Origin of the sequence: Phycicoccus sp. 3266 (assembly GCF_031456495.1) — a bacterium.
In the GTDB taxonomy this organism is placed as follows: domain Bacteria; phylum Actinomycetota; class Actinomycetes; order Actinomycetales; family Dermatophilaceae; genus Pedococcus.
In genome coordinates this window covers 1,645,270-1,664,861 of record NZ_JAVDUW010000001.1, presented here as the reverse complement: position 1 = coordinate 1,664,861, position 19,592 = coordinate 1,645,270, and the positions used below count along the sequence as shown (strand labels likewise).

Annotated in this window: 12 protein-coding genes; 9 read left to right on the top strand and 3 right to left on the bottom strand. The window is 73.8% G+C overall.

The genetic code is table 11. The annotated features are described in order from the left end of the window. Positions 1-35: 35 nt before the first annotated feature. Genes murJ through J2X64_RS07945 form a run of 3 tightly spaced genes read right to left on the bottom strand, consistent with a single transcriptional unit; the run spans position 36 to position 4,356 of the window. A complete protein-coding gene (gene murJ / locus J2X64_RS07955; RefSeq protein WP_310152067.1) occupies positions 36-1,658 on the bottom strand; it encodes a murein biosynthesis integral membrane protein MurJ in 1,623 nt (540 codons plus the stop codon). Further along, a complete protein-coding gene (locus J2X64_RS07950) occupies positions 1,655-3,871 on the bottom strand; it encodes a DUF6049 family protein (protein WP_310152065.1) in 2,217 nt (738 codons plus the stop codon). The genes murJ and J2X64_RS07950 overlap by 4 nt, the downstream gene beginning before the upstream one ends. After that, positions 3,871-4,356, bottom strand: a complete 486-nt coding sequence (locus J2X64_RS07945; protein ID WP_310152063.1) for an NUDIX hydrolase — start codon at positions 4,354-4,356, stop codon at positions 3,871-3,873. The genes J2X64_RS07950 and J2X64_RS07945 overlap by 1 nt, the downstream gene beginning before the upstream one ends. Before the next feature lie 35 nt (positions 4,357-4,391). Between J2X64_RS07945 and J2X64_RS07940 the strand changes: the two genes are divergently transcribed. The 9 genes from J2X64_RS07940 to J2X64_RS07900 all read left to right on the top strand — a co-directional run bounded on the left by J2X64_RS07940 (position 4,392) and on the right by J2X64_RS07900 (position 19,591). Further along, positions 4,392-5,891, top strand: coding sequence for a CCA tRNA nucleotidyltransferase (locus J2X64_RS07940; RefSeq protein WP_310152060.1), 1,500 nt, complete (start codon positions 4,392-4,394; stop codon positions 5,889-5,891). A 7-nt stretch (positions 5,892-5,898) separates the two neighbouring features. After that, positions 5,899-6,663 (top strand): glycerophosphodiester phosphodiesterase, encoded by a 765-nt coding sequence (locus J2X64_RS07935; protein ID WP_310152058.1) that lies wholly within the window; start codon positions 5,899-5,901, stop codon positions 6,661-6,663. A 263-nt stretch (positions 6,664-6,926) separates the two neighbouring features. After that, entirely contained in the window at positions 6,927-7,400 is a 474-nt protein-coding gene (locus J2X64_RS07930; RefSeq protein ID WP_310152055.1) for a hypothetical protein, read from the top strand. After that, positions 7,397-8,215, top strand: coding sequence for a protein phosphatase 2C domain-containing protein (locus J2X64_RS07925; protein ID WP_310152053.1), 819 nt, complete (start codon positions 7,397-7,399; stop codon positions 8,213-8,215). The genes J2X64_RS07930 and J2X64_RS07925 overlap by 4 nt, the downstream gene beginning before the upstream one ends. Continuing rightward, positions 8,212-9,897: an FHA domain-containing protein gene (locus J2X64_RS07920; RefSeq protein ID WP_310152051.1), complete on the top strand. Its 1,686-nt coding sequence runs from the start codon at positions 8,212-8,214 to the stop codon at positions 9,895-9,897. The genes J2X64_RS07925 and J2X64_RS07920 overlap by 4 nt, the downstream gene beginning before the upstream one ends. Beyond that, complete coding sequence (locus J2X64_RS07915; protein ID WP_310152048.1) at positions 9,894-11,495, top strand: serine/threonine-protein kinase; 1,602 nt, start codon at positions 9,894-9,896, stop codon at positions 11,493-11,495. Before J2X64_RS07920 ends, J2X64_RS07915 begins: the two co-directional genes overlap by 4 nt. Further along, positions 11,492-12,232 (top strand): hypothetical protein, encoded by a 741-nt coding sequence (locus J2X64_RS07910; RefSeq protein ID WP_310152045.1) that lies wholly within the window; start codon positions 11,492-11,494, stop codon positions 12,230-12,232. Before J2X64_RS07915 ends, J2X64_RS07910 begins: the two co-directional genes overlap by 4 nt. Positions 12,233-12,234: 2 nt before the next feature. After that, positions 12,235-18,564 (top strand): Ig-like domain-containing protein, encoded by a 6,330-nt coding sequence (locus J2X64_RS07905; protein ID WP_310152041.1) that lies wholly within the window; start codon positions 12,235-12,237, stop codon positions 18,562-18,564. Between the two features lie 58 nt (positions 18,565-18,622). Beyond that, positions 18,623-19,591: a MoxR family ATPase gene (locus J2X64_RS07900; RefSeq protein WP_310152038.1), complete on the top strand. Its 969-nt coding sequence runs from the start codon at positions 18,623-18,625 to the stop codon at positions 19,589-19,591. Position 19,592: the final 1 nt, after the last annotated feature.

The following is a 19,592-nucleotide window of genomic DNA, read 5'->3' as shown; positions in this document are numbered from 1 at the left end:
TCGTGCGGTGGTCCCTCATCCTAAGGGCGTGCAGGTCAGGACGGCCGCCGACGCAGGCGCCGGAGCACGGGGTCGAGCAGCTGCCCGACCTCCTCGACGCGCAGCAGGTGCGACAGGACCAGGGCCAGGGCCAGGAAGACGCCGCCGCCCACCACCACCTCGACCAGCGCGGTGAGGTGCGTGTCGGGGAGCCGGGAGGCGAGGAGGCGGTCGAGCGGCCAGGCGACGAGTCCCGCGACGAGGGAGGCGACGGCGAGGCGGGCGTAGAGCCGGACCGTGGGGTGCAGGGCCAGGCTGCCCAGCCGCCGGCGCAGCAGGACGAAGCCGACCAGGGCGGCCACGAGGTTGCTGAGGGTCTGGCCGATCCCGACGACGACGCCGGCCTGGCGGGGGTCGACGGTGAACGCGTAGAGGTTGACCGCGGTGGCGATCCCCGTGACGACGAGCTGGAGGAAGAAGGGTGTCCGGGCGTCCTCGTAGGCGTAGAAGACGCGCTGGACGAGGTAGAGCCAGCCGAAGGGCAGGATGCCGACCATCATCGCGATCATGACGTGGGCCACCGGGCGGGTCTGGGCGGCCGAGTTGCCGAAGAAGAGGAGCCGGACGATGGGCTCGCCGAAGAGCACGGCGGCGACCATGCCGGGGACCAGCAGCACCGCGGGCAGCCGCAGCCCGCGTCCGAGGTCGGCCACCACCTCGGAGGTGCGACCGGTGCTCGCGGCGGTGGACATGCGGGTGAACAGGGCCGTCACCAGCGACAGCGTGATCAGCGAGTGCGGCAGCATGAACAGCAGGAAGGCGTTGCTGTAGGTCGCCTTGCCGGCCCCGATCTGGTGGGACCTGTCCAGCAGCTCGGTGGCGCGGGTGAGCACCCGTGAGGTGACGACGAAGCCGAGCTGGCTGACGGCCAGGGCCGCGAAGGTCCACAGCGCCACCCGCGACGCTGACCCGAGGCCGGTGCCGCGGAACCCCCACACGGGCGTGAAGCGGAACCCGCCCCGCCGCAGGGGGAGGACGAGCACCAGCGCTTGCGCGACGATGCCCAGGGTGGTGGTGCCGCCGAGGATCCACACCATCGTCGGGGTCCAGCCCGAGGGCCCGACCTGCGTCGGGAAGCCGGTGAGCAGGACGAGCAGGCCGCCGATCATGACGACGTTGGCGAGGGCGGGCGCCCACATGTACGCCCCGAACTGGGCCCGGGCGTTGAGCACCTGCCCGAGCACGGTGTAGAGCCCGTAGAAGAACATCTGCGGCAGGCAGATGAAGGCGAACGCGGTGGCCAGCTCGAGCGTGCGGGCGTCGGTGAAGTCCGCGAAGGCGCGCACGAGCAGCGGTGCCGCCGCGGTCACCAGGACCGTCCCGGCCGCGATGAGCGCGATCGAGATCGTGAGCAGGCGGTTGACGAACTCGTGGCCGCCGTCGTCGTGGGTTGCCGCCTTCGTGATCTGGGGGACCAGCACGGCGTTGAGCACGCCACCGGCGAGCAGCAGGAAGAACAGGTTGGGCAGCGTGTTGGCCACGTCGAACGCGTCCGCGGCCAGGCCGGTCGTGCCGATGACGGCCGCCAGCATCGTGGCCCGGACGAACCCCAGCGCCCGCGAGACCACGGTGCCACCCGCCATCACGGCGGAGGAGCGGGCCAGGCTGGACTCGGTCATCGGGGAACCTCGACGGTGGTGGGGGCGGTCAGGCGGCGGCGGGGACGGCGGCGGAAGGTGCGCACGAGGCCGGCGAGCAGGATCAGTCCCGCGAGCCCGCCGAGGGCCCAGTAGACCCAGTCTCCCGTGGGCGTGACGCGGACCTGGACGTCGGCACCCTGCCCGATGACCGTGCCGTCGGGCGTCGTGAGGGTGGTGCGCAGGGGGACGGGGCCTGCGGCCAGGGCGGTGACGCCGACGCTGACGGTTGCCCGGCTGCGCGGCCCGATGCGCAGGATCGGCGGCTGGCTGTCGATCCGCAGCCGCGGGTTCGAGGCCTCGACCGCCAGCCTGACGTTCTCCACCGGCACGGTGAGGTCGTTGGTGACGGTGATCTGCAGGCGGCCGGACTCGGCGAGGAAGTTGATGGTGCCGGCGAGCACCTTGACGGCCGACGTCGTCTGCGCGGCGGCCTGGTCGACCCGGCCCTCGAGGGTGTTCCACGCCGTCGGGGCGGCGCGCCACCGGGTCGAGGCGAGCTGTTCGGCGGCCCGCGTCCACGTGCGGCCGAACTGGTCGCCGTCGTCGCGGATGGTCGCGACCCCCTGCACGGTGCGGACGGTGCTCTCCAGCTCGGCCACCCGGTCGGCGGTCAGCACGGGGCGCCCGCCGGGGACCGGGGTGGTCGGACGCGTGACCGGGGCCGCGGGCGAGGGGGTGGCGCGGCGGGCCCGGGCGAGCTCGGAGTCGGTCGTCGTCGGCACGAGCCACGGGATGGAGGAGACGGTCGTGAAGAACGCGCGGGCCGCCGCCGGGTTGGGGCCCCACGACCGCGGGGCGACGACGAACACGGTCCGGCCCTCGGTCCCGGGCAGCTCGTTGAGCAGGGCGGCGGTGTCGGCCACGAACTGCTGGGCGCTGAGCACCCCCTCCTGCGGCGACCGGGTGCGCGCGAGCAGGCCGCTGAGCTCGTCGTCGTAGGCGAGCAGCGGCAGCCCGGTCACCGACCGCTGGGCGGCCACGGGGGTGTTGGTCGTGGTGCCGGCGGCGAGCACGGACGAGGAGATGACCTGTCCCGCCAGGGCCGGGACCCGGAAGACCCGGCGCAGGGCGGTCTCGCGGCTGGTCGTGTACGCCCCGTCAGCCGGCCACGCGACGTCCGAGCGCCCGTCGAGCGCCTGGGCCACCGGGGTCGAGCGCCCGACGTAGCCCCGCATCAGCGAGTCTCCGGCAGGGGTGCCGACCACGGCGGCCAGGTCGGCGTCGGTGTCGGGCAGCACCCACGGGGTGTGCCGCTGGGCGCCGCTGGTGATCCGGCCCTCGGTGGCCGAGCGCAGGGCTCGTTCGCCGCTTGCGGTCGTGCCCGTCGCGACATCGTGCTGCCCCTGCAGCAGGCTCGGCACCAGGGTCGGGTCGACCGCCCACGTGACCGTGGTGTCCTGGGTGGCGTCGAGGACGCGGTTCAGCCGCGAGCCGTCACCGAGCGCCCGCTGCCAGGCGTCCTCGCGGGGCTGGCCCTCCGCCGCGAACAGGTCGGGGTCGGGGTCGAGGGTCAGCGGGACCGCCCACGCGACCGACAGGGGCTGGTACTGCTTGAGCCGCTGGTAGCCGGCGAAGGTCCGCACGCTGGTGCCGCCGCTCTCGACGCTGATCGGCAGGGCGCCGTAGGTGGACCCCGTGGCGCGGGACGCGAGCTTCTTCACCACGACCCGGAAGCCGCTGCTCGCGCCCGGGGCCACGGTCCCGCCGAGGCGGGCCTGCCCCACCACGGTGCCGCGGGCCGGGCCGGTCGCGCTCGCCCACTCCTGCACGCGCTCGCGCGACCGCTCGACCGGCGTGTCCCCCAGGACCACCCGCACGGTCGGCCGGGCCAGGGGGGAGGTGGTCCCGTTGCGCAGCGAGCCGGTGACGACGAGGTCCTGCCCCGACTGGACCACGGCCGGGCTCACCGAGGTCAGGGTCAGCTCGGTGGACCCGGTGCCGGCGGCGGGGGCGCTCGCCGGCACGCCCGGGTCGGTCACCAGACCGGTGGTTGCTGCGGCAGCCGTCCGGGCCGCCACGCGGGCGGCTTCGCCGGCCTCGAGACCCCCGGAGGTGGCAGTCACGCCGTCGGGGGCACCGGCCGGCGCGCTCGCGGCATACCCGGCCGGCGCACCCGTGCCGAGCAGGAGGGGCAGGGCGGACAGCACGAGGGCCGCCGCGCCGAGCGCGCGGCGCCGGGGACCGCCGACCATCAGCCGTCCCCGGAGAGGCGGGCCCAGGCCTGCCGGGCGATGCGTCGCTCGTTGGGGAAGGTGAGGTGCTCGTGGGCCTCGTGCAGCGGCAGCCAGGCGACGTCGACGGCCTCGTGGTCCGGGTCGTTCTCGATGGTGAGGTCGCCGCCGGTGGCCTCGAGCAGGTAGTGGTGGACGAACTTGTGCACGCGGCGCTCGCCGGTCGCGAACCAGTAGTCGATGGTGCCGAGCTCGGTGAGGACCCGCCCCTCGATGCCGGTCTCCTCCGCCACCTCACGGGCCGCGGCCTCGACCAGCGTCTCGCCGTCCTCGCGGTGGCCCTTGGGCAGGCACCACTCGATCCGCCCGGCCCGGTTCCGACGGGCGATGACCGCGATCCGGGCGATGCCGTCCTGGACGTCGACGACGATCCCCCCGGCCGAGCGCTCCTCCACCGCGGGCAGCCTGCGGGCCAGGCGGTCCGGTTCGGGCGCGGGGGAGGTCACCCCGTCACTCTAACGAGCGCCTAGGCTTGGTCCCCGTGTCCTCCGCCGATCCCCGCGAGCCGCACGCGGCCGGGTCCGCGCCGCAGCTGGAGCTGCTGCGCCGCGCCACCGCCCACCTCGCACCCGTCGTCCCGCTCCTGACCGAGCTGGGCGAACGGTTCGCCGCGGCGGGGCACGAGCTCGCCCTGGTCGGGGGGCCGGTCCGGGACGCGTTCCTCGGCCGGACCAGCCCCGACCTCGACTTCACGACGAGCGCCACGCCGGACGAGACGCTCGCGGTGCTGAAGCCGTGGGCCGACGCGCACTGGGACGTCGGCCGCGAGTTCGGCACCATCGGTGCCCGGCGGGGCGCGACGACCGTCGAGGTGACGACCTACCGCGCCGACGCCTACGACGGCCTCACCCGCAAGCCCGTCGTCGCCTTCGGCGACAACCTCTCCGACGACCTGGTCCGGCGGGACTTCACCGTCAACGCGATGGCCCTGCGCCTGCCGGCCATGGACTTCGTCGACCCGTATGCCGGGCTGGCCGACCTGGCTGCCCGTCGCCTCCGGACGCCGGGACCGCCGGAGGTGTCGTTCGGCGACGACCCGCTGCGGATGATGCGCGCGTGCCGGTTCGTGGCCCAGCTCGGCTTCGAGGTCGCGCCCGAGGTGCGGGCCGCGATGACCGAGATGGCCGGTTCGATCGGGATCGTCTCGGCGGAGCGCGTGCGCGACGAGCTGTCCAAGCTGCTGCTCGCCCCGCGCCCGCGTGCCGGCCTGCGGCTGCTCGTGGACACCGGGCTCGCCGACCACGTGCTGCCCGAGCTGCCGGCCCTGCGGCTGGAGATCGACGAGCACCACCGGCACAAGGACGTCTACGAGCACTCGCTCACCGTCCTCGACCAGGCGATCTCGCTCGAGGGCCCGGCCGACGGCCCGGCCGAGTCCGTGCCCGGCCCCGACCTGGTGCTGCGCCTGGCGGCCCTGCTCCACGACATCGGCAAGCCCGCGACCCGGAAGTTCGAGTCCGGTGGCGGGGTGTCCTTCCACCACCACGAGGTCGTCGGCGCCAAGCTGGCGGCCAAGCGGCTCAAGGCGCTGCGGTTCGACAAGGAGACGGTCAAGGCCGTCGCCCGGCTGACCGAGCTGCACCTGCGGTTCCACGGGTACGGCGAGGGGCAGTGGACCGACTCGGCCGTGCGCCGCTACGTCACCGACGCCGGGCCGCTGCTGCCGCGCCTGCACCGGCTGACCCGGTCGGACTCCACGACGCGCAACGCCCGCAAGGCGCAGCGGCTCTCGACCACGTACGACGAGCTCGAGCGCCGCATCGAGCGGCTGCAGGAGCAGGAGGAGCTGGCGGCGGTCCGCCCCGAGCTCGACGGCAACGAGATCGGCGAGGTGCTGGGCATCCGCCCCGGCCCGGTCCTGGGGCGCGCGTACAAGCACCTGCTCGAGGTCCGGCTGGACCGCGGCGTCATCGGTCGCGAGGCGGTCGAGGCCGAGCTGCGGTCCTGGTGGGCGCAGCAGCCCGAGTCGGCGGGGGAGTGACCGGCCGGTGAGCGTCTTCGGGGGGCGGCCGACCGTCCTGGGCCACCGCGGCCTGGGCCGCGACGAGGTCGACGGCCTGGTCGAGAACTCGGTCGAGTCGATCGTCGCGGCGGCCCGCTGCGGGCTGCGCTGGGTCGAGTTCGACGTGCGCCGCACCGCCGACGACGAGCTCGTCGTCGGTCACTACCCGACGGTCGGTGACGCCGAGTTCGTGGCCGACCTGCCGCTGGCCCGCGCGCGTGAGCTCGGCGCGGTGACCCTCGAGGAGGTGCTCGACGCCCTGCCGGCCCACACCGGCGTGAACCTCGACCTCAAGACCTCCATGGAGGACGCCGTCCGGCCCCGCGCCCGCACCACCGCCGCAGCCCTCGCGCCGGTCGCCACCGAGGCCGCCCGCGACCGGCCCGTGCTGGTGTCGTCCTTCGACCCGTCGGCGCTGCTCATCCTGGGGGAGCTGGCGCCCGACGTGCCGCGCTCGTTCCTCACCTGGGTCGGCTTCCCGCTGCGCAAGGCCCTCCCGGCCGCGGCACACCTCGGCGTGGAGGCCGTCGCCGCCCACTGGTCGTCGTTCGGGCCCAACCCGGTCGACCGGGCCCCCACCTTCCGGTCGCCGGAGTATGCCGTGGGGCTGGCGCACGAGGCCGGGCTCGAGGTCGTGGCGTGGTGCCCCAGGCTCCCCGAGGCTCGCGCCCTGCTGCAGGCGGGCGTCGACGCCGTCGTGGTCGACGACGTGCCCCGCACCCTGCCGCAGCTCGCCGACCTCGCCGACTGACGGCATACCCCGCCTGCTCTCCTGCGCGGAGAGTCGCGGGTCGCGGGCCCGGTGGGTGGGGTGCGTCAGTGGCGGGCGGAGGTCCGAAATGGGCGAGGTTTCGGTGACGCGTCCGGTGTGGGAACCTTGCCCACGTCTGTGCCGGCGGGGTGACGCGGCGGGGTGCCGACGATGGGGAGTGCTCCCCATCGGCAGGTCTCCCCACGCCACCTAGCCTTGCCGGTGCGGCGACGGCTGCCGCCCTGGCCCCCCGAAAGGTCCCGATGCCCACCCTGAAGTACCCGAGCGAGCAGTTCCCCGGCCCTCCCTCGGTCACCGTCGACATCCCCGACGGCTGGTCGCCGGTGCGCGTCCCGGGCACCCTGCTCGCCGCGCGGCGGGCGGAGAAGGGTGGCGCGTTCGCGCCCAACCTCGTCGTCCGCGGGTTCACCCGCTCGGCGGAGTTCACCATCGGGCGGGCCCTGGCCGAGCTCAAGGCGTTCGTGCAGGAGCGGCCCGACGGCGAGATGGACGACCCGTTCGAGGTCGAGATCGCCGACGTGCCGTTCGTCGGCGTCAACGTGTCGTGGACCGACGAGAAGGTGGGGGACGTCGTGCAGGCGCACCTGTTCGCGGGGGCGCGGCGCGGGCAGGTCGTCGACCTCATCCAGGTGACCGGCTCGGTGGGCGGGCCCGAGGTGGAGTCCGAGTACGCCACCGTGCAGGAGCTCATGCAGACCGTGCGGGTGACCCGGTGAGCGCCACCCCGACCACGGTGCACGGGCTGACGCTGCGCGTCGGCGCGGCCACCGACGTCGGCCGCGTCCGCGACCACAACGAGGACTGCCACCTCGCGACCGGCGGCCTCTACCTCGTCGCCGACGGCATGGGCGGCCACGCGGCGGGCGAGGTCGCCAGCCGGATCGCGGTGGAGACCGTGCAGGAGGTGACGTCCCGCGCGGTCGTCGTCCGCGACGACGTCGTGCGCGCGCTCACCGAGGCCAACGACCGCATCCTGCGCTCGGTCGCCCGGCACCCGGCCCAGACCGGCATGGGCACGACGGCCGCGGGGCTGGCCATCGTGTCCCAGGGCGGCTCGAGCCACTGGGCCGTCTTCAACGTGGGCGACTCCCGCGTCTACCGGCTCGCGAGCGGCCGGATGGAGCCGGTGACCGTCGACCACTCCGAGGTGCGCGAGCTGGTCGACGCCGGCCTCATCACCGAGGCCGAGGCGGCCCGGCACCCGCTGCGCAACGTCGTGACCCGCTCGCTCGGCTCCGACACCATGCCGGCGGTCGACCTCTGGGTCTTTCCGCCGCAGCCGGGCGAGCGGTTCCTCGTCTGCTCCGACGGGCTGAACGGCGAGCTCTCCGATGCCCAGATCTCGCACCTGCTGTCCACCCACGAGGACCCGCAGGACGCCGCCGAGGCGCTGGTCCGGGCCGCGGTCGACGCCGGTGGCCGCGACAACGTGACCGTGGTCGTCGTCGACCTCGACGGCCGCGCCGACAGCGACGACGACCCGGACGCCGACACGGCTCCCCGCAGCGAGGTGACGGGGTCACCCGCATGAGCGAGGTCCGGTTCTCCGCCCCCGACCAGCCGGGATGGTCCGCCATCTCGGCTGGCGGCGTGTCCGCCCTCGTGCGCGGCGTCGAGTCCGACGACGTGGTCAAGCGGGTCGCCGAGGCCGTCCACACCGGCGACCTCGACGACGTCCTCGACGCCCTGTCGGCCGAGGGCCTGCGCCGGGCACCCGACTTCGTGGCCGTGCTCGACGGCGACCCCGTGCGCGTGGTCGCCCGCGGCACCGCGTATGCCGTGGTGTCCGGTCCCGACGGCGACGTGGAGGTCCGCGCCGGGCGCGGCCCGTGGACCGATGAGGACGCCCCGGCCGGCGCCTCCGAGGTGGTGCTGCACTCCGGCGAGCCGCTGCCCGAGCCCGAGCCCGAGGGCCTGCCCGACGGCGAGCTCGACCGCCCGGGCGCGGTCAGGGGCTGGCAGCTGCCGGCCCGGCTGCGCCGCGGCGGCCCGCCCCGCGAGCAGCAGGCGCCCGACCGCGACCAGCCCGAGGTGCAGGACGTGCCGGGCTACGACTACCTGTTCGGCGCACCCGGCTCGACCGGCACGCCGCCCTTCCTGGGCAACCACGACACCGGCTCGCTCTCCGAGCCGCCCATCGGCCGGGCGCCGATGGAGGAGGCCGGCGGCCTCGACGAGTCCTCCGCCCACACCCTCCCGCCGCCGCAGCACACCCAGCAGGGCCGGCCGGCCGCCCCGGAGGTTCCCGGTTCAGCCGGGTCCCGGCCCGCCACGTCGGGACCGTCCGGGTCCACCCCCTCGGCGGGCGCGGCCGCCGGCGCCGGGTCCCGGGAGAGCTCGGGCAGCGGCAGCGGCCTGATCGAGTCGGTCCCGTGGCGCCGGGGCGGCAGCAACGTCCCGCCGCCGGAGCAGACGTCGGGCCCCGTCCCCGACCCCACGCCGTCGACCGAGCGGCCGGCTCCTGCGCGCCCCGTTGAGGAGCCGGCTCCTGCGCGCCCCGTTGAGGAGCCGGCTCCTGCGCGCCCCGTTGAGGAGCCGGCTCCTGCGCGCCCCGCCGAGCAGCCGCCCGCGGCACCGACCGGCTGGGGCGCCCTGCCCCCGCTGCCGTCGGCGTCGGAGCCCGTGCCGGGGCCCGTCCCTCCCGCGTCCGCGCCGCCGGCGGCTCCCGCCCCGGCGCCGGTGCAGCCCGAGGAGGCCACGGTCGACCGGGCGAGCCTGCCCGTGACCGCCACCGGCTCGATCCCGCGCGGCCCGATCGTGCTGGCGGTCCTGTGCCCGGCAGGCCACCCGAGCCCACCGCACGCCGTCACCTGCCGCGTGTGCGACCGCGAGATCCCGCCGCAGCAGCCGTTCCAGACGCCCCGGCCGCCGCTCGGAACGATCCGCCTGTCCAGCGGCGACGTCGTCACCCTCGACCGGGGCGTCCTGCTCGGCCGGGCGCCGAAGCTCAACGCCGACCTGCCCGCCGCCGACCGGCCGCACCTCGTGCGGGTCGTCAGCGCGGAGAACGACATCTCGCGCAACCACGTCGAGGTCGTCCTCGAGGGGTGGCACGTCCTGGTCCGCGACCTCGGGTCGACCAACGGCACCACGATCACCCTGCCCGGGCAGCAGCCGGTCCGCCTGCGGCCCAGCGACAGCCAGGTGATCGAGCCCGGCACCGTCGTCGGCATGGCCGACGAGGTCACCTTCACCTACGAGGTGCGCGCGTGAGCACTGCCACGCCGCCCGAGCTCGAGGGCCTGGTCTACCGCGAGCGCATCGGCTCCGGCGGGTATGCCGACGTGTACCTCTACGAGCAGCAGGCGCCCCGGATGCGGGTGGCGGTGAAGGTGCTCAAGGGCGAGGGCATCACCGACGCGATCCGCCGCCAGTTCCGCGACGAGGCCGACACCATGGCCCAGCTCGCCGACCACCCCTACATCGTGCAGGTCTTCCGGTCCGGCAGCTCGGCCGACGGCCGGCCGTACCTCGTCATGAAGTACTACCCGCCGCCGAACCTCGCGATGCGCTCGCGCAGCGAACGGCTGTCGGTCGAGGAGGTCCTGCGCACCGGCATCCAGCTGGCCAGCGCGGTCGAGACGGCCCACCGGGCGGGCATCACCCACCGTGACATCAAGCCGGCCAACGTCCTGGTCAGCCAGTACGGCGCCCCGGGCCTCACCGACTTCGGCATCGCCGGCCAGCTCGGCCACGGCGCCGCCGAGGACGACGACGACGACGTCGGCGTCAGCGTGCCGTGGGCGCCGCCGGAGGTGCTGTTCGGCCAGTCCAGCGGTGACGTCCGCTCCGACGTCTACTCGCTCGCGGCCACGCTGTGGCAGCTGCTCGTCGGGCGCTCGCCGTTCGAGATCCCCGGCGGCGACAACTCCGCCTACGGGCTCATGCCCCGGATCCGCACCAGCCCCGTGCCGGCGACCGGCCGCGCCGACGTGCCCGCCTCGCTCGAGCGGCTACTCGCCCAGGCGATGGCCAAGGACCCCGACGCCCGTCCGCAGTCGGCCCTCGCCTTCGCGCGGTCCCTGCAGGAGATCGAGCAGGAGCAGCGGTTCGCCCGCTCGGCCATCGTCGTCCTCGACGAGCAGGGCCAGACCACCCTCGCCGACCAGTCCGGCGGCCCCGACGGTGGCGACGGCGACCGCACCCGCGTGCGCGCGCCCCAGGCCGTGCAGGGGCAGGTCCCGGTCGTCCCGCCCCGGCCGGTCCGCTCGGTCGGGGGGACGCACGCGGTCACCGGCGCGCAGGGCGTCTCGACCGCGCCCGGCACGCACGCGGCATACGAGCGCAGGCCGGTCCCCGGCGACGTCCCGGAGGGGACGGTCAGCCGCGACCGGCTCGGCACGAGCACCCTCACCGCGCCCGAGGCGCCGGCCCCCGCGCCGACGCGCAACCCGGCGGTGACGTTCGCGGCCCTCGCGGTCGGCGCGGTCGCGCTCTTCGCCCTCTTCTCGTTCCTCTTCGGGGGTCGCGGTGGCGACGACACGGCGACCGACTCCCCGACCACGGCGGCGAGCCAGACCGGTGACGTGGCCCTCGACGTCCCCGACGCCCCGCGCGTGGAGGCGACCGGGGTGGCCAAGGGCGTGCGGCTCACGTGGACCTACCTCGCGCCGCAGAAGCAGGACCGGTTCTTCGTCCGCTCCGGCGCGGACACCTCCGCCCTGGCGCAGGCCCGGGACCGCGGACCCCTCGACTCGGCGACCACGACCATCTCAGCGAAGGCGGGAACCCAGGTGTGTGCCCAGGTGAAGACCAACCGCAACGGCGCGGCCTCGGACTACTCGACCCCGGTCTGCGCGGTGGCGAAGTGAGCGCGGCGGTGGACGCGGGCACGGTGACGGTCGAGTTCTGCGGCGAGGAGTTCGTCGCCGTACCGGGCACGCCGCTGACCATCGGGCGCACCGGCGACGTCGAGATCGACGACAACCCGTTCCTGCACCGCAGCTTCCTGCAGGTCGTCCACGACGGCGGCCTGTGGTGGCTGAGCAACGTCGGCACGACGCTCACCGCGACCGTCGCCGACAAGAAGGGCCTGTTCCAGGCCTGGCTCAACCCCGGCGCGCGGATCCCGCTGGCACTCGAGCGGTTCACGGTCTGGTTCACCGCCGGCCCGACGACCTACGACTTCGACGTCGTCGTCGGCAGCCCCGCCTTCACCTCGACCGGCACCGAGGCGCTCGAGGAGGACGCCGCCACCGGCGAGACGACGGTCGGGCGGGTGACCTTCACCCCCGACCAGAAGCTGCTGATCGTCGCCCTGGCGGAGCCCCTGCTGCGCCGGTCGTATGCCGGTCCCGGCCAGATCCCGTCGTCGGCGGACGCGGCGGCGCGGCTGGGGTGGAAGGTCACGAAGTTCAACCGAAAGCTGGACAACGTGTGTCAAAAGCTCGCAGATGCTGGTACTCGTGGACTGCACGGGGGCCCGGGGAAGCTCGCGAGCAATCGGAAGGCCAGGCTCGTCGAGCACGCGCTGTCGACCCGTCTGGTGACGGAGGCGGACCTCGTGCTCCTCGACGCGATCGACAGTGAAGGACCTGGGGGGAAGTAGTCATGAGCCCGGTGTTCCACCGGAGGGCGGGCATCGCGTCGGGGGTCGTGGTCGCGCTGGCGGCTGCCAGCCTGACCTTCTTCGCCGTGCAGTCCAAGGGGGAGACGGTCCACGAGGCCGACCTCAACGACGGCGGCGTGTGGGTCTCGGCGACGAACCACGCCCAGTTCGCGCGGATGAACAAGGCCGCCAAGCAGTTCGACGCCGGCGTGCAGGCCAACGTCACGCCCGGCTCGGGCCTCGACGTCCTGCAGGACGGGTCCGCCGTCCTCGGTGTCAGCCTCGCGACCAACCAGCTCCTGCCGATCGACCCCCAGACGGGGCGGCTCGACTCCTCGGCGGCGGTCTCCTACCCGAGCCGGGCCAAGCGGGTCGCGAACGAGTACGTCCCCTCCACCGTCGACCTGCGCGGCGGCACCGTCGCGATGGTCGACCCGACCTCGGGCAAGGTCTGGGCGCAGCGCGTCGGCACGTCCGGGCCGCTGCAGGGCCTCGACCTGTCGACGACCGGCGACCCGATCGCCAAGGTCGGGGCGGTCGCCGCGGTCACAGTCGACGTCACGGGCGGCGTGCACGCCGTGTCCGCGGCCACGGGCACGGTCGTGACGATCCCCGCGGCGGGCGACTCCTTCGGCAAGCCGGTCACCTCGCGGGTCAAGCTGCAGGCCAGCGCCGTCGACATCACCGCGGTCGGCACCCGCTGGGTCGTCTACGACCCCGTGGACGACCAGCTGTTCGCCCAGGGCCTCGACGCCCCCGTGGCCGGCGGCGTCCGGCGCACCGGCTCGCTGGCGTACGCCGCGCTCCAGCAGGCCGGCCCGGCCGCGGACTCGGTCGCGCTCGAGACGGCCACCGAGGTCCGCGTCATCGGCCTCGGCGGCCAGCCCGACCAGGGCGGCATCCGCCTGCCCAACGCCACCGGCGCGGCCGAGTCGCCGATGGTCAGCCGGCCGCTGCGGCTCGGGTCGTGCGTCCACGGCGCGTGGGCCCGGACGGCCGAGGCGTACTACGGCGTGAACTGCGGCCAGGACGACGCGACCTCCGCCGGCACCCTGACCCGGCCGGGCGACGTCCCGCTGCGCGACGGCATGTCCCTGCGCACCAACCACGGCCTCGTGGTGCTCAACGACCTCGACACCGGCGACGCCTGGGACCTGGACTCCAAGCCGCTCAAGGTCGACAACTGGGACTCGGTCGTCCCTCCGAGCCAGACCGACGACAACTCCATGAACAAGGACAAGAACGTCGTCGACGACACGAGCACCCCGCAGCCGCCCAAGGCCGAGCCGGACACCTACAAGGTCCGGGCGGGGCGCACCTCCAAGCTGCACGTCCTCGACAACGACACCGACAGCGCGGGCTCCATCCTGGCCATCGCGCCCGACGAGGTGACGACGCCGAACGTCCCCGGCGTGACGACGACGGTGGCCGGCGACGGCCAGAGCATCGACATCACGGTCCCGGCCAGGCCCGGGGCCCGGTCGTTCTCCTTCTCCTACAAGGTCAACAACGGCACGTCGGCGCCCCACGCCCAGGCGACGGTCTCGGTCACCGTGGTCGACGACTCCGTCAACTCGCCCCCCACCCTGCGCGACGGGCAGGCGAAGATCGCCACGACGGCATACCCCGTCGTCGCCGGCGGACGTCTGCCGCTGCAGGTCCTCGGCGACTGGCGCGACCCCGAGTGCGACCCGGTCTCGGTGGCACCCACCGACTCCGGCAGCCTCGTCGACGGCCTCGGCCGGCTCGTCGTGCGCGCCGGCCAGAAGGCCGGGTCCGAGGCGGTCGACTACACCGTCGAGGACGACCACGGCGCGCGCACCAAGGCCAAGGTCACCCTCACCGTGCTCGGCAAGGACTCCACGTTCCGCGCGCCCGGCACCCAGCCGGACGTCGTGCGCGGCGTCGTCGGCAAGCCGCTGCAGATCGAGCCGCTCGGCAACGACATCGCCGGCGCCGACCCGCAGGAGCCGGACGCCCGGATGCGCCTGGCCACCGAGGTGCGCTCGCAGGGCTCGCTCACCGTGCAGACCGAGCTCGACACCGGTGTCGTGACCATCACCGGCTCCGCCAAGGGCACCTACCAGCTGACGTATGCCGCGCAGGTGGGCCAGGGCGTGGCGCCGGGCCGGATCCGGGTCGACCTCATCGAGAACCCCGACCCGGACGCACCGCCGGTCGCCAACGGCGACTCGGCCACCGTGCGTGAGCAGACGCCGGTCATGGCCGACGTGCTGGCCAACGACTACTCGCCGCGGGCCGACGTGCTCGTCACCCGCAGCGTCTCGACCGACGCGGACAGCGACTGGCTGCGGCCGTCGATCTACCAGGGGCGCTGGGTGCGGGTCGAGGCGCTCGAGCCCTTCACCGGCAGTGCGCCGCGCACCGGCACCGTCCGGTACGTCGTCAGCGACGGGCGCAAGGCCTCCACCGGCGAGCTCACGGTCACGCAGCGGCCGGCCGACGACAGCGCGCTGCCGATCGTGCAGGACGACACCGCGGTGGTCCGCTACGGCGACACCGTGACCGTTCCGGTCCTCGACAACGACTCGATGGCCGAGGGCGTGCCGCTCGTGCTCGACCCCGACTCGGTCAAGGTCCTCGGCGGCGAGGCGCAGAACGCGTTCGCGTCCGGGAACGTGCTGCGGTACGTGCCCGACACGACCAAGCCGATCGCCGCCGAGAAGGTCGTCACGATCGAGTACGGCGCCTATCCGATCGGCGACAAGAGCAAGGAGCAGTCGGCCCGGGTCACCGTCACGGTCAAGCCGCCGCCCGGCCCGACCAACCCCAACCAGGCCCCGACCGCCCGCAGCTTCTCCGCCAGCGTCGTCGCCGGCGAGCCGCTGACCATCACCGTGCCCACGTCCGGGGTCGACCCGGACGGCGACAGCGTCACCGTGCAGGGCATCGAGGGCGAGGACGGCGGACCGGTCGAGCTGTCGCTGGGCCGGGTCACCGGGTTCGGCGCCTCGACGATCAAGTACGAGGCGTACCCGCGGGCGGCCGGCACCGAGGTGCTGCACTACCGCGTGGCCGACCGGTACGGCGCCGAGAGCACGGGCTTCGTGCGGATCGGTGTCGTCCAGCCCGGCGACCCCCAGCCCCCGGTCGCGGTCGAGGACGAGGTCCGGGCCGCGCCCGGGAAGACCGTCACCATCGACCCGACCGAGAACGACCTCATCGCCCGGGGCGACGTCGTCGACCTCACGTACAAGGACCTCAACCCGGCCGGCGAGCTGGCCACGTGGCGCATCGACGCCAAGGCGAGCACCTTCCGCACGACCGTCCCGCCGGTGGCGGACGGCCCGCGCCGGCTGACGTACGGCATCGACAACGGCGTGTTCGACCCGTCGCGCTCGACGATCGCAGTCATCCCGGTCAAGGGTTGGAAGAACCGGCCGGTCGCGGTCGACGACGTCGCCAAGCCGAAGGCGGACGAGCAGACCACCCTGGTCGACGCGCTCGCCAACGACCGCGACGTCGACGGCGACCACAGCCAGCTGCGGATCGTGCGCACCCTGTCGCCCGAGGGCGTCGTCGAGGGCAACAAGGTGCGGGTCCGCGTCCTGGACCACCCGCACACCGTCCCCTACGTCATCGAGGACGCCGACGGCGAAACGGCCATGGCGCTCATCTACGTGCCGACGGGCAGCAACGGCGCCCCCTTCGTGGCCGACGGCTCGCTGATCGAGATGGGCAAGGACTCCACCAAGACGGTCGCGATCGGCGACTACGTGAAGTCGCCGCGGGCCCGGGTCGTGTCGCTCACCACCCCCGACACCCTCAGCTCCTCTCCCGCCGCGAACCTGCAGGTGCAGAACGACGGCCCCAACACCCTGACCCTGACGTCGTCCAACGGCTACGTCGGCCCGGGGGCGGTGCTGCTCGAGGTGACCGACGAGGAGAACTCCCAGCAGAACGACGCCCGCACGGCATACGTCTCGATCCCGGTCCAGATCGGGCCGAAGGTGCCGCTGCTGACCTGCCCGGACTTCGCGGTGAGCCTCACCGCGGCGGGCCGGGCGCGCTCGCTCGACATCCCGACGCTGTGCCACGCCTGGCTGCCGCCGGGGCTCACGGCGGACCGGGTGAAGTACCAGGCGAGCTGGGACCCCGAGTCCAGGGGCGTCGACCTCGAGCAGTCGGGCACGGGCGGCCGCGAGGTCGTGCTGCGTGCCGGTCGGGACGCCCCGAGCAGCGTGAACGGGCGGGTGCGGGTGCAGCCCGAGAACGGCTCGCCCTCGTACATCCGCGTCACGGTGCTCGGCCTCGACACCGACCCGGCCAAGGCCGCGGTCGACCAGCAGGGCAACCCGCTGCAGACGGCGCCGCCGCCGCGGGTGCGGCCGTTCTCCGTCGACGGGCTCAAGGCCGGCTCGTCGCAGACGGTCGACCTGCACGGCTACCTCGACTCCCCGCTGGACAAGCCGTCCTGCACCGTCGGGGCCGCGCGCATCGTCAGTGGCAAGCAGCTCACGGCGAGCGCCTCGGGCTGCACGGTCACGGTGACTGCCGGACCCGATTCCTCGGGCAAGGGCGTCGTGGAGGTGTCCGTCTCCGACGGTCCCGGCCGCAACGCCGTGGGCCGCGGCACCATCAGCGTCCTCGGGAAGCCGCTCGCCCCGGGCGGGGTCTCCGCGACCGCCGACCGCGTCAACGGCGGCACCGCGCGGGTCTCATGGACCCCGCCGACGTTCGACGGCGGCTCGCCGATCACCGGCTACACCGTCTACACCACCGGCCCGGGTGCACCCGGCCCCCAGCCGTGCTCGGCCTCGCCGTGCACCGTGGGCGGCCTCACCGACGGTGAGCAGTACACCTTCTCGGTGAGCGCCACCAACGGCGTGGGCGAGGGACCGAGGGCGGGACCGTCGGCCCCGGTCGAGCCCGACACCCTGCCCAACCCGGTCACTGGCGTGAAGATGGTGTCCCGCGGCGACGGCTACCTCGTCGTCGGGTGGAGCGAGCCGCCCCGCAAGGGCAGCCCGGTCAGCAGCTACCAGGTGCAGGCGGTCGACACGACGACCGGCGTGGCCAAGCGGGCGACCGTCACCGTGCCGACGACCACGGCCCGCATCGCCGGGCTGACGAACGACCACGTCCAGCGGGTCTCGGTCCGCGCGGTCAACCGGCTCGGCGCCGGCCCCTACGGGCCCTCCGCCGACCTGCAGTCCGCGGGCACGCCGCAGGCCGTCGGTGCCCCGACCCTGACGACCCCGGCCCCGGCCTCGGGTGACACCAGCAGCTACGTCAACGTGAACTGGAACCCGGTCGCGCCCAACGGCCCGACGCTCGTGCGCTACACCATCTACCGGCGCACCGGCACGGGCGCGTGGACCCAGCGGGGGACCACCTCACCCGGGACGACGTTCTTCCGCGACAACGGTGTGAGCTACTCGGGTGAGACCTACGGCTACGTGGTCACTGCCACGAACGGCGCCTCGAACGAGTCGCCTAAGTCGAACGTGTCGACGATCAAGCCCACCGGGTTCCCGACGACGCCGACGGGGCTCAAGGCCAGGACGGACTCGCCCAACTACAAGGCGCAGTTCAGCGTCGTGCTGGGCGAGTCCAACGCCAACGGCTACAAGGCTGTCGAGTGGTCGTCCGGTGGCAACAGCGGGATCGTGACGTGCACCTGTCCCGAGGGCGCCCGGACCCCTGACCTCACCACGAACGCCAACCTCGGCACGTCGGTGCAGAACCTCAAGGTGCGCGGCATCAACACCGCGGGCCGGGCCGGCCCCTGGTCCACCGCCGTGTCGATCCATCCCTACGGTCCGACGCCGACCCCGAACAACGGGCGGCACTCGGCCTCGGGCAAGACGGTGAACTTCTCGTGGTCGCTGCCGACCAACGGGCGGCCGATCACCCAGGTCAAGATCAACGGCACCGTCTACGGCTCGGCCAAGACGTCGATCTCCTTCACGGGGAACTACTCCCAGAGCTGGACCGTGAAGGTCTTCGCCTACTCCGCCGCCGGCTGGTCGAACAACGCGCTGACCATGACCCAGCAGGCCGAGGCGGCGCCGGTGAAACCGAGCGTCACCGTCCTCAAGGGACAGACCTGCAGCCAGCGGTCCTGCAACACCGGCAACGGTTCCTGCACGTCGTCGGCCTGCCGGTGGATCGCGGTGCGCACCGCCAACTACCCCGGCGGCACGCGCGTCACGTGCTCCTTCACCGCCGACGGGCAGTCGGTCAGCGGCTGGTACAACCTGACGCTCGGGCCGAACAACTACAAGGAGAGCGACAACTTCTACGGCTACTCAGGCCATACCGTCACCGCCTCGTGCACGGGCGGCGTGAAGGACAGCATCACATGGTGAGCGACCTGCGCACCGCCCCGAGACCCCGTACGACGACCCCGAAGGAAGACACGCAGCGATGACCGTCACCCAGGACCAGGCCCAGTGGTTCGAGCAGGCCTTCCGCCAGATGGTGGGCAACATCGAGAAGGCGGTGCTCGGCAAGGAGCACGTCATCCGGCTCGCCGTGACCTGCATGCTGTCCGAGGGCCACATCCTGCTCGAGGACTTCCCGGGCACCGGCAAGACCCAGCTGGCCCGCGCGCTCGCCAGCACGGTGCAGGGCACCAACAACCGGATCCAGTTCACGCCCGACCTGCTCCCGAGCGACGTCACCGGCGTGACGATCTACGACCCGAGCAAGCAGACGTTCGACTTCCACCCGGGCCCGATCTTCGCCAACATCGTGCTCGCCGACGAGATCAACCGCGCCTCGCCGAAGACCCAGTCGGCGCTGCTCGAGGTCATGGAGGAGGCACACGTCACGGTCGACGGCGTGCGGCACGAGGCGGGCCGGCCGTTCATGGTGATCGCCACCCAGAACCCGATCGAGCAGGCCGGCACCTACCGGCTGCCGGAGGCCCAGCTCGACCGCTTCCTCATGAAGACGAGCCTGGGCTACCCCGACGTCGACGCCACCGTCGCGGTCCTGCGCGACGCCAAGGTGCGTGACCGCGCCGGCTCGCTGTCGGCCGTCGTCACGAGCAGCGTCGTCACGGACATGGCCGCGCTCGCGGACGAGATCCACGTCGACCCGGCGATCCTCGCCTACGTCTCCCAGATCGCCGAGGCGTCGCGGCGGCACGTGTCGGTCAAGCTCGGGCTGTCGGTGCGCGGCTGCCTGGCCTTCGTCCGCTGCGCCAAGACGTGGGCCGCCAGCCAGGGCCGCACCCACGTCATCCCCGACGACATCAAGGCCCTCGCCCAGCCGGTGCTGTGCCACCGCCTGCTCCTCACCGCCGAGGCGCAGTTCGCCAACACCACCGTCGACCAGGTCATCACCCAGGTCCTCGGCGAGGTCGAGCCGCCGGTCGAGCGCGTCGCCTGAC

What these genes read in the sequence shown, in the direction of transcription:
- J2X64_RS07900 (WP_310152038.1), top strand. Translation starts at nt 18,623, where the DNA reads ATGACCGTCACCCAGGACCAGGCCCAGTGGTTCGAGCAGGCCTTCCGC.
- J2X64_RS07920 (WP_310152051.1), top strand. Translation starts at nt 8,212, where the DNA reads ATGAGCGAGGTCCGGTTCTCCGCCCCCGACCAGCCGGGATGGTCCGCC.
- murJ (WP_310152067.1), bottom strand. Translation starts at nt 1,658, where the DNA reads ATGACCGAGTCCAGCCTGGCCCGCTCCTCCGCCGTGATGGCGGGTGGC.
- J2X64_RS07905 (WP_310152041.1), top strand. Translation starts at nt 12,235, where the DNA reads ATGAGCCCGGTGTTCCACCGGAGGGCGGGCATCGCGTCGGGGGTCGTG.
- J2X64_RS07950 (WP_310152065.1), bottom strand. Translation starts at nt 3,871, where the DNA reads ATGGTCGGCGGTCCCCGGCGCCGCGCGCTCGGCGCGGCGGCCCTCGTG.
- J2X64_RS07930 (WP_310152055.1), top strand. Translation starts at nt 6,927, where the DNA reads ATGCCCACCCTGAAGTACCCGAGCGAGCAGTTCCCCGGCCCTCCCTCG.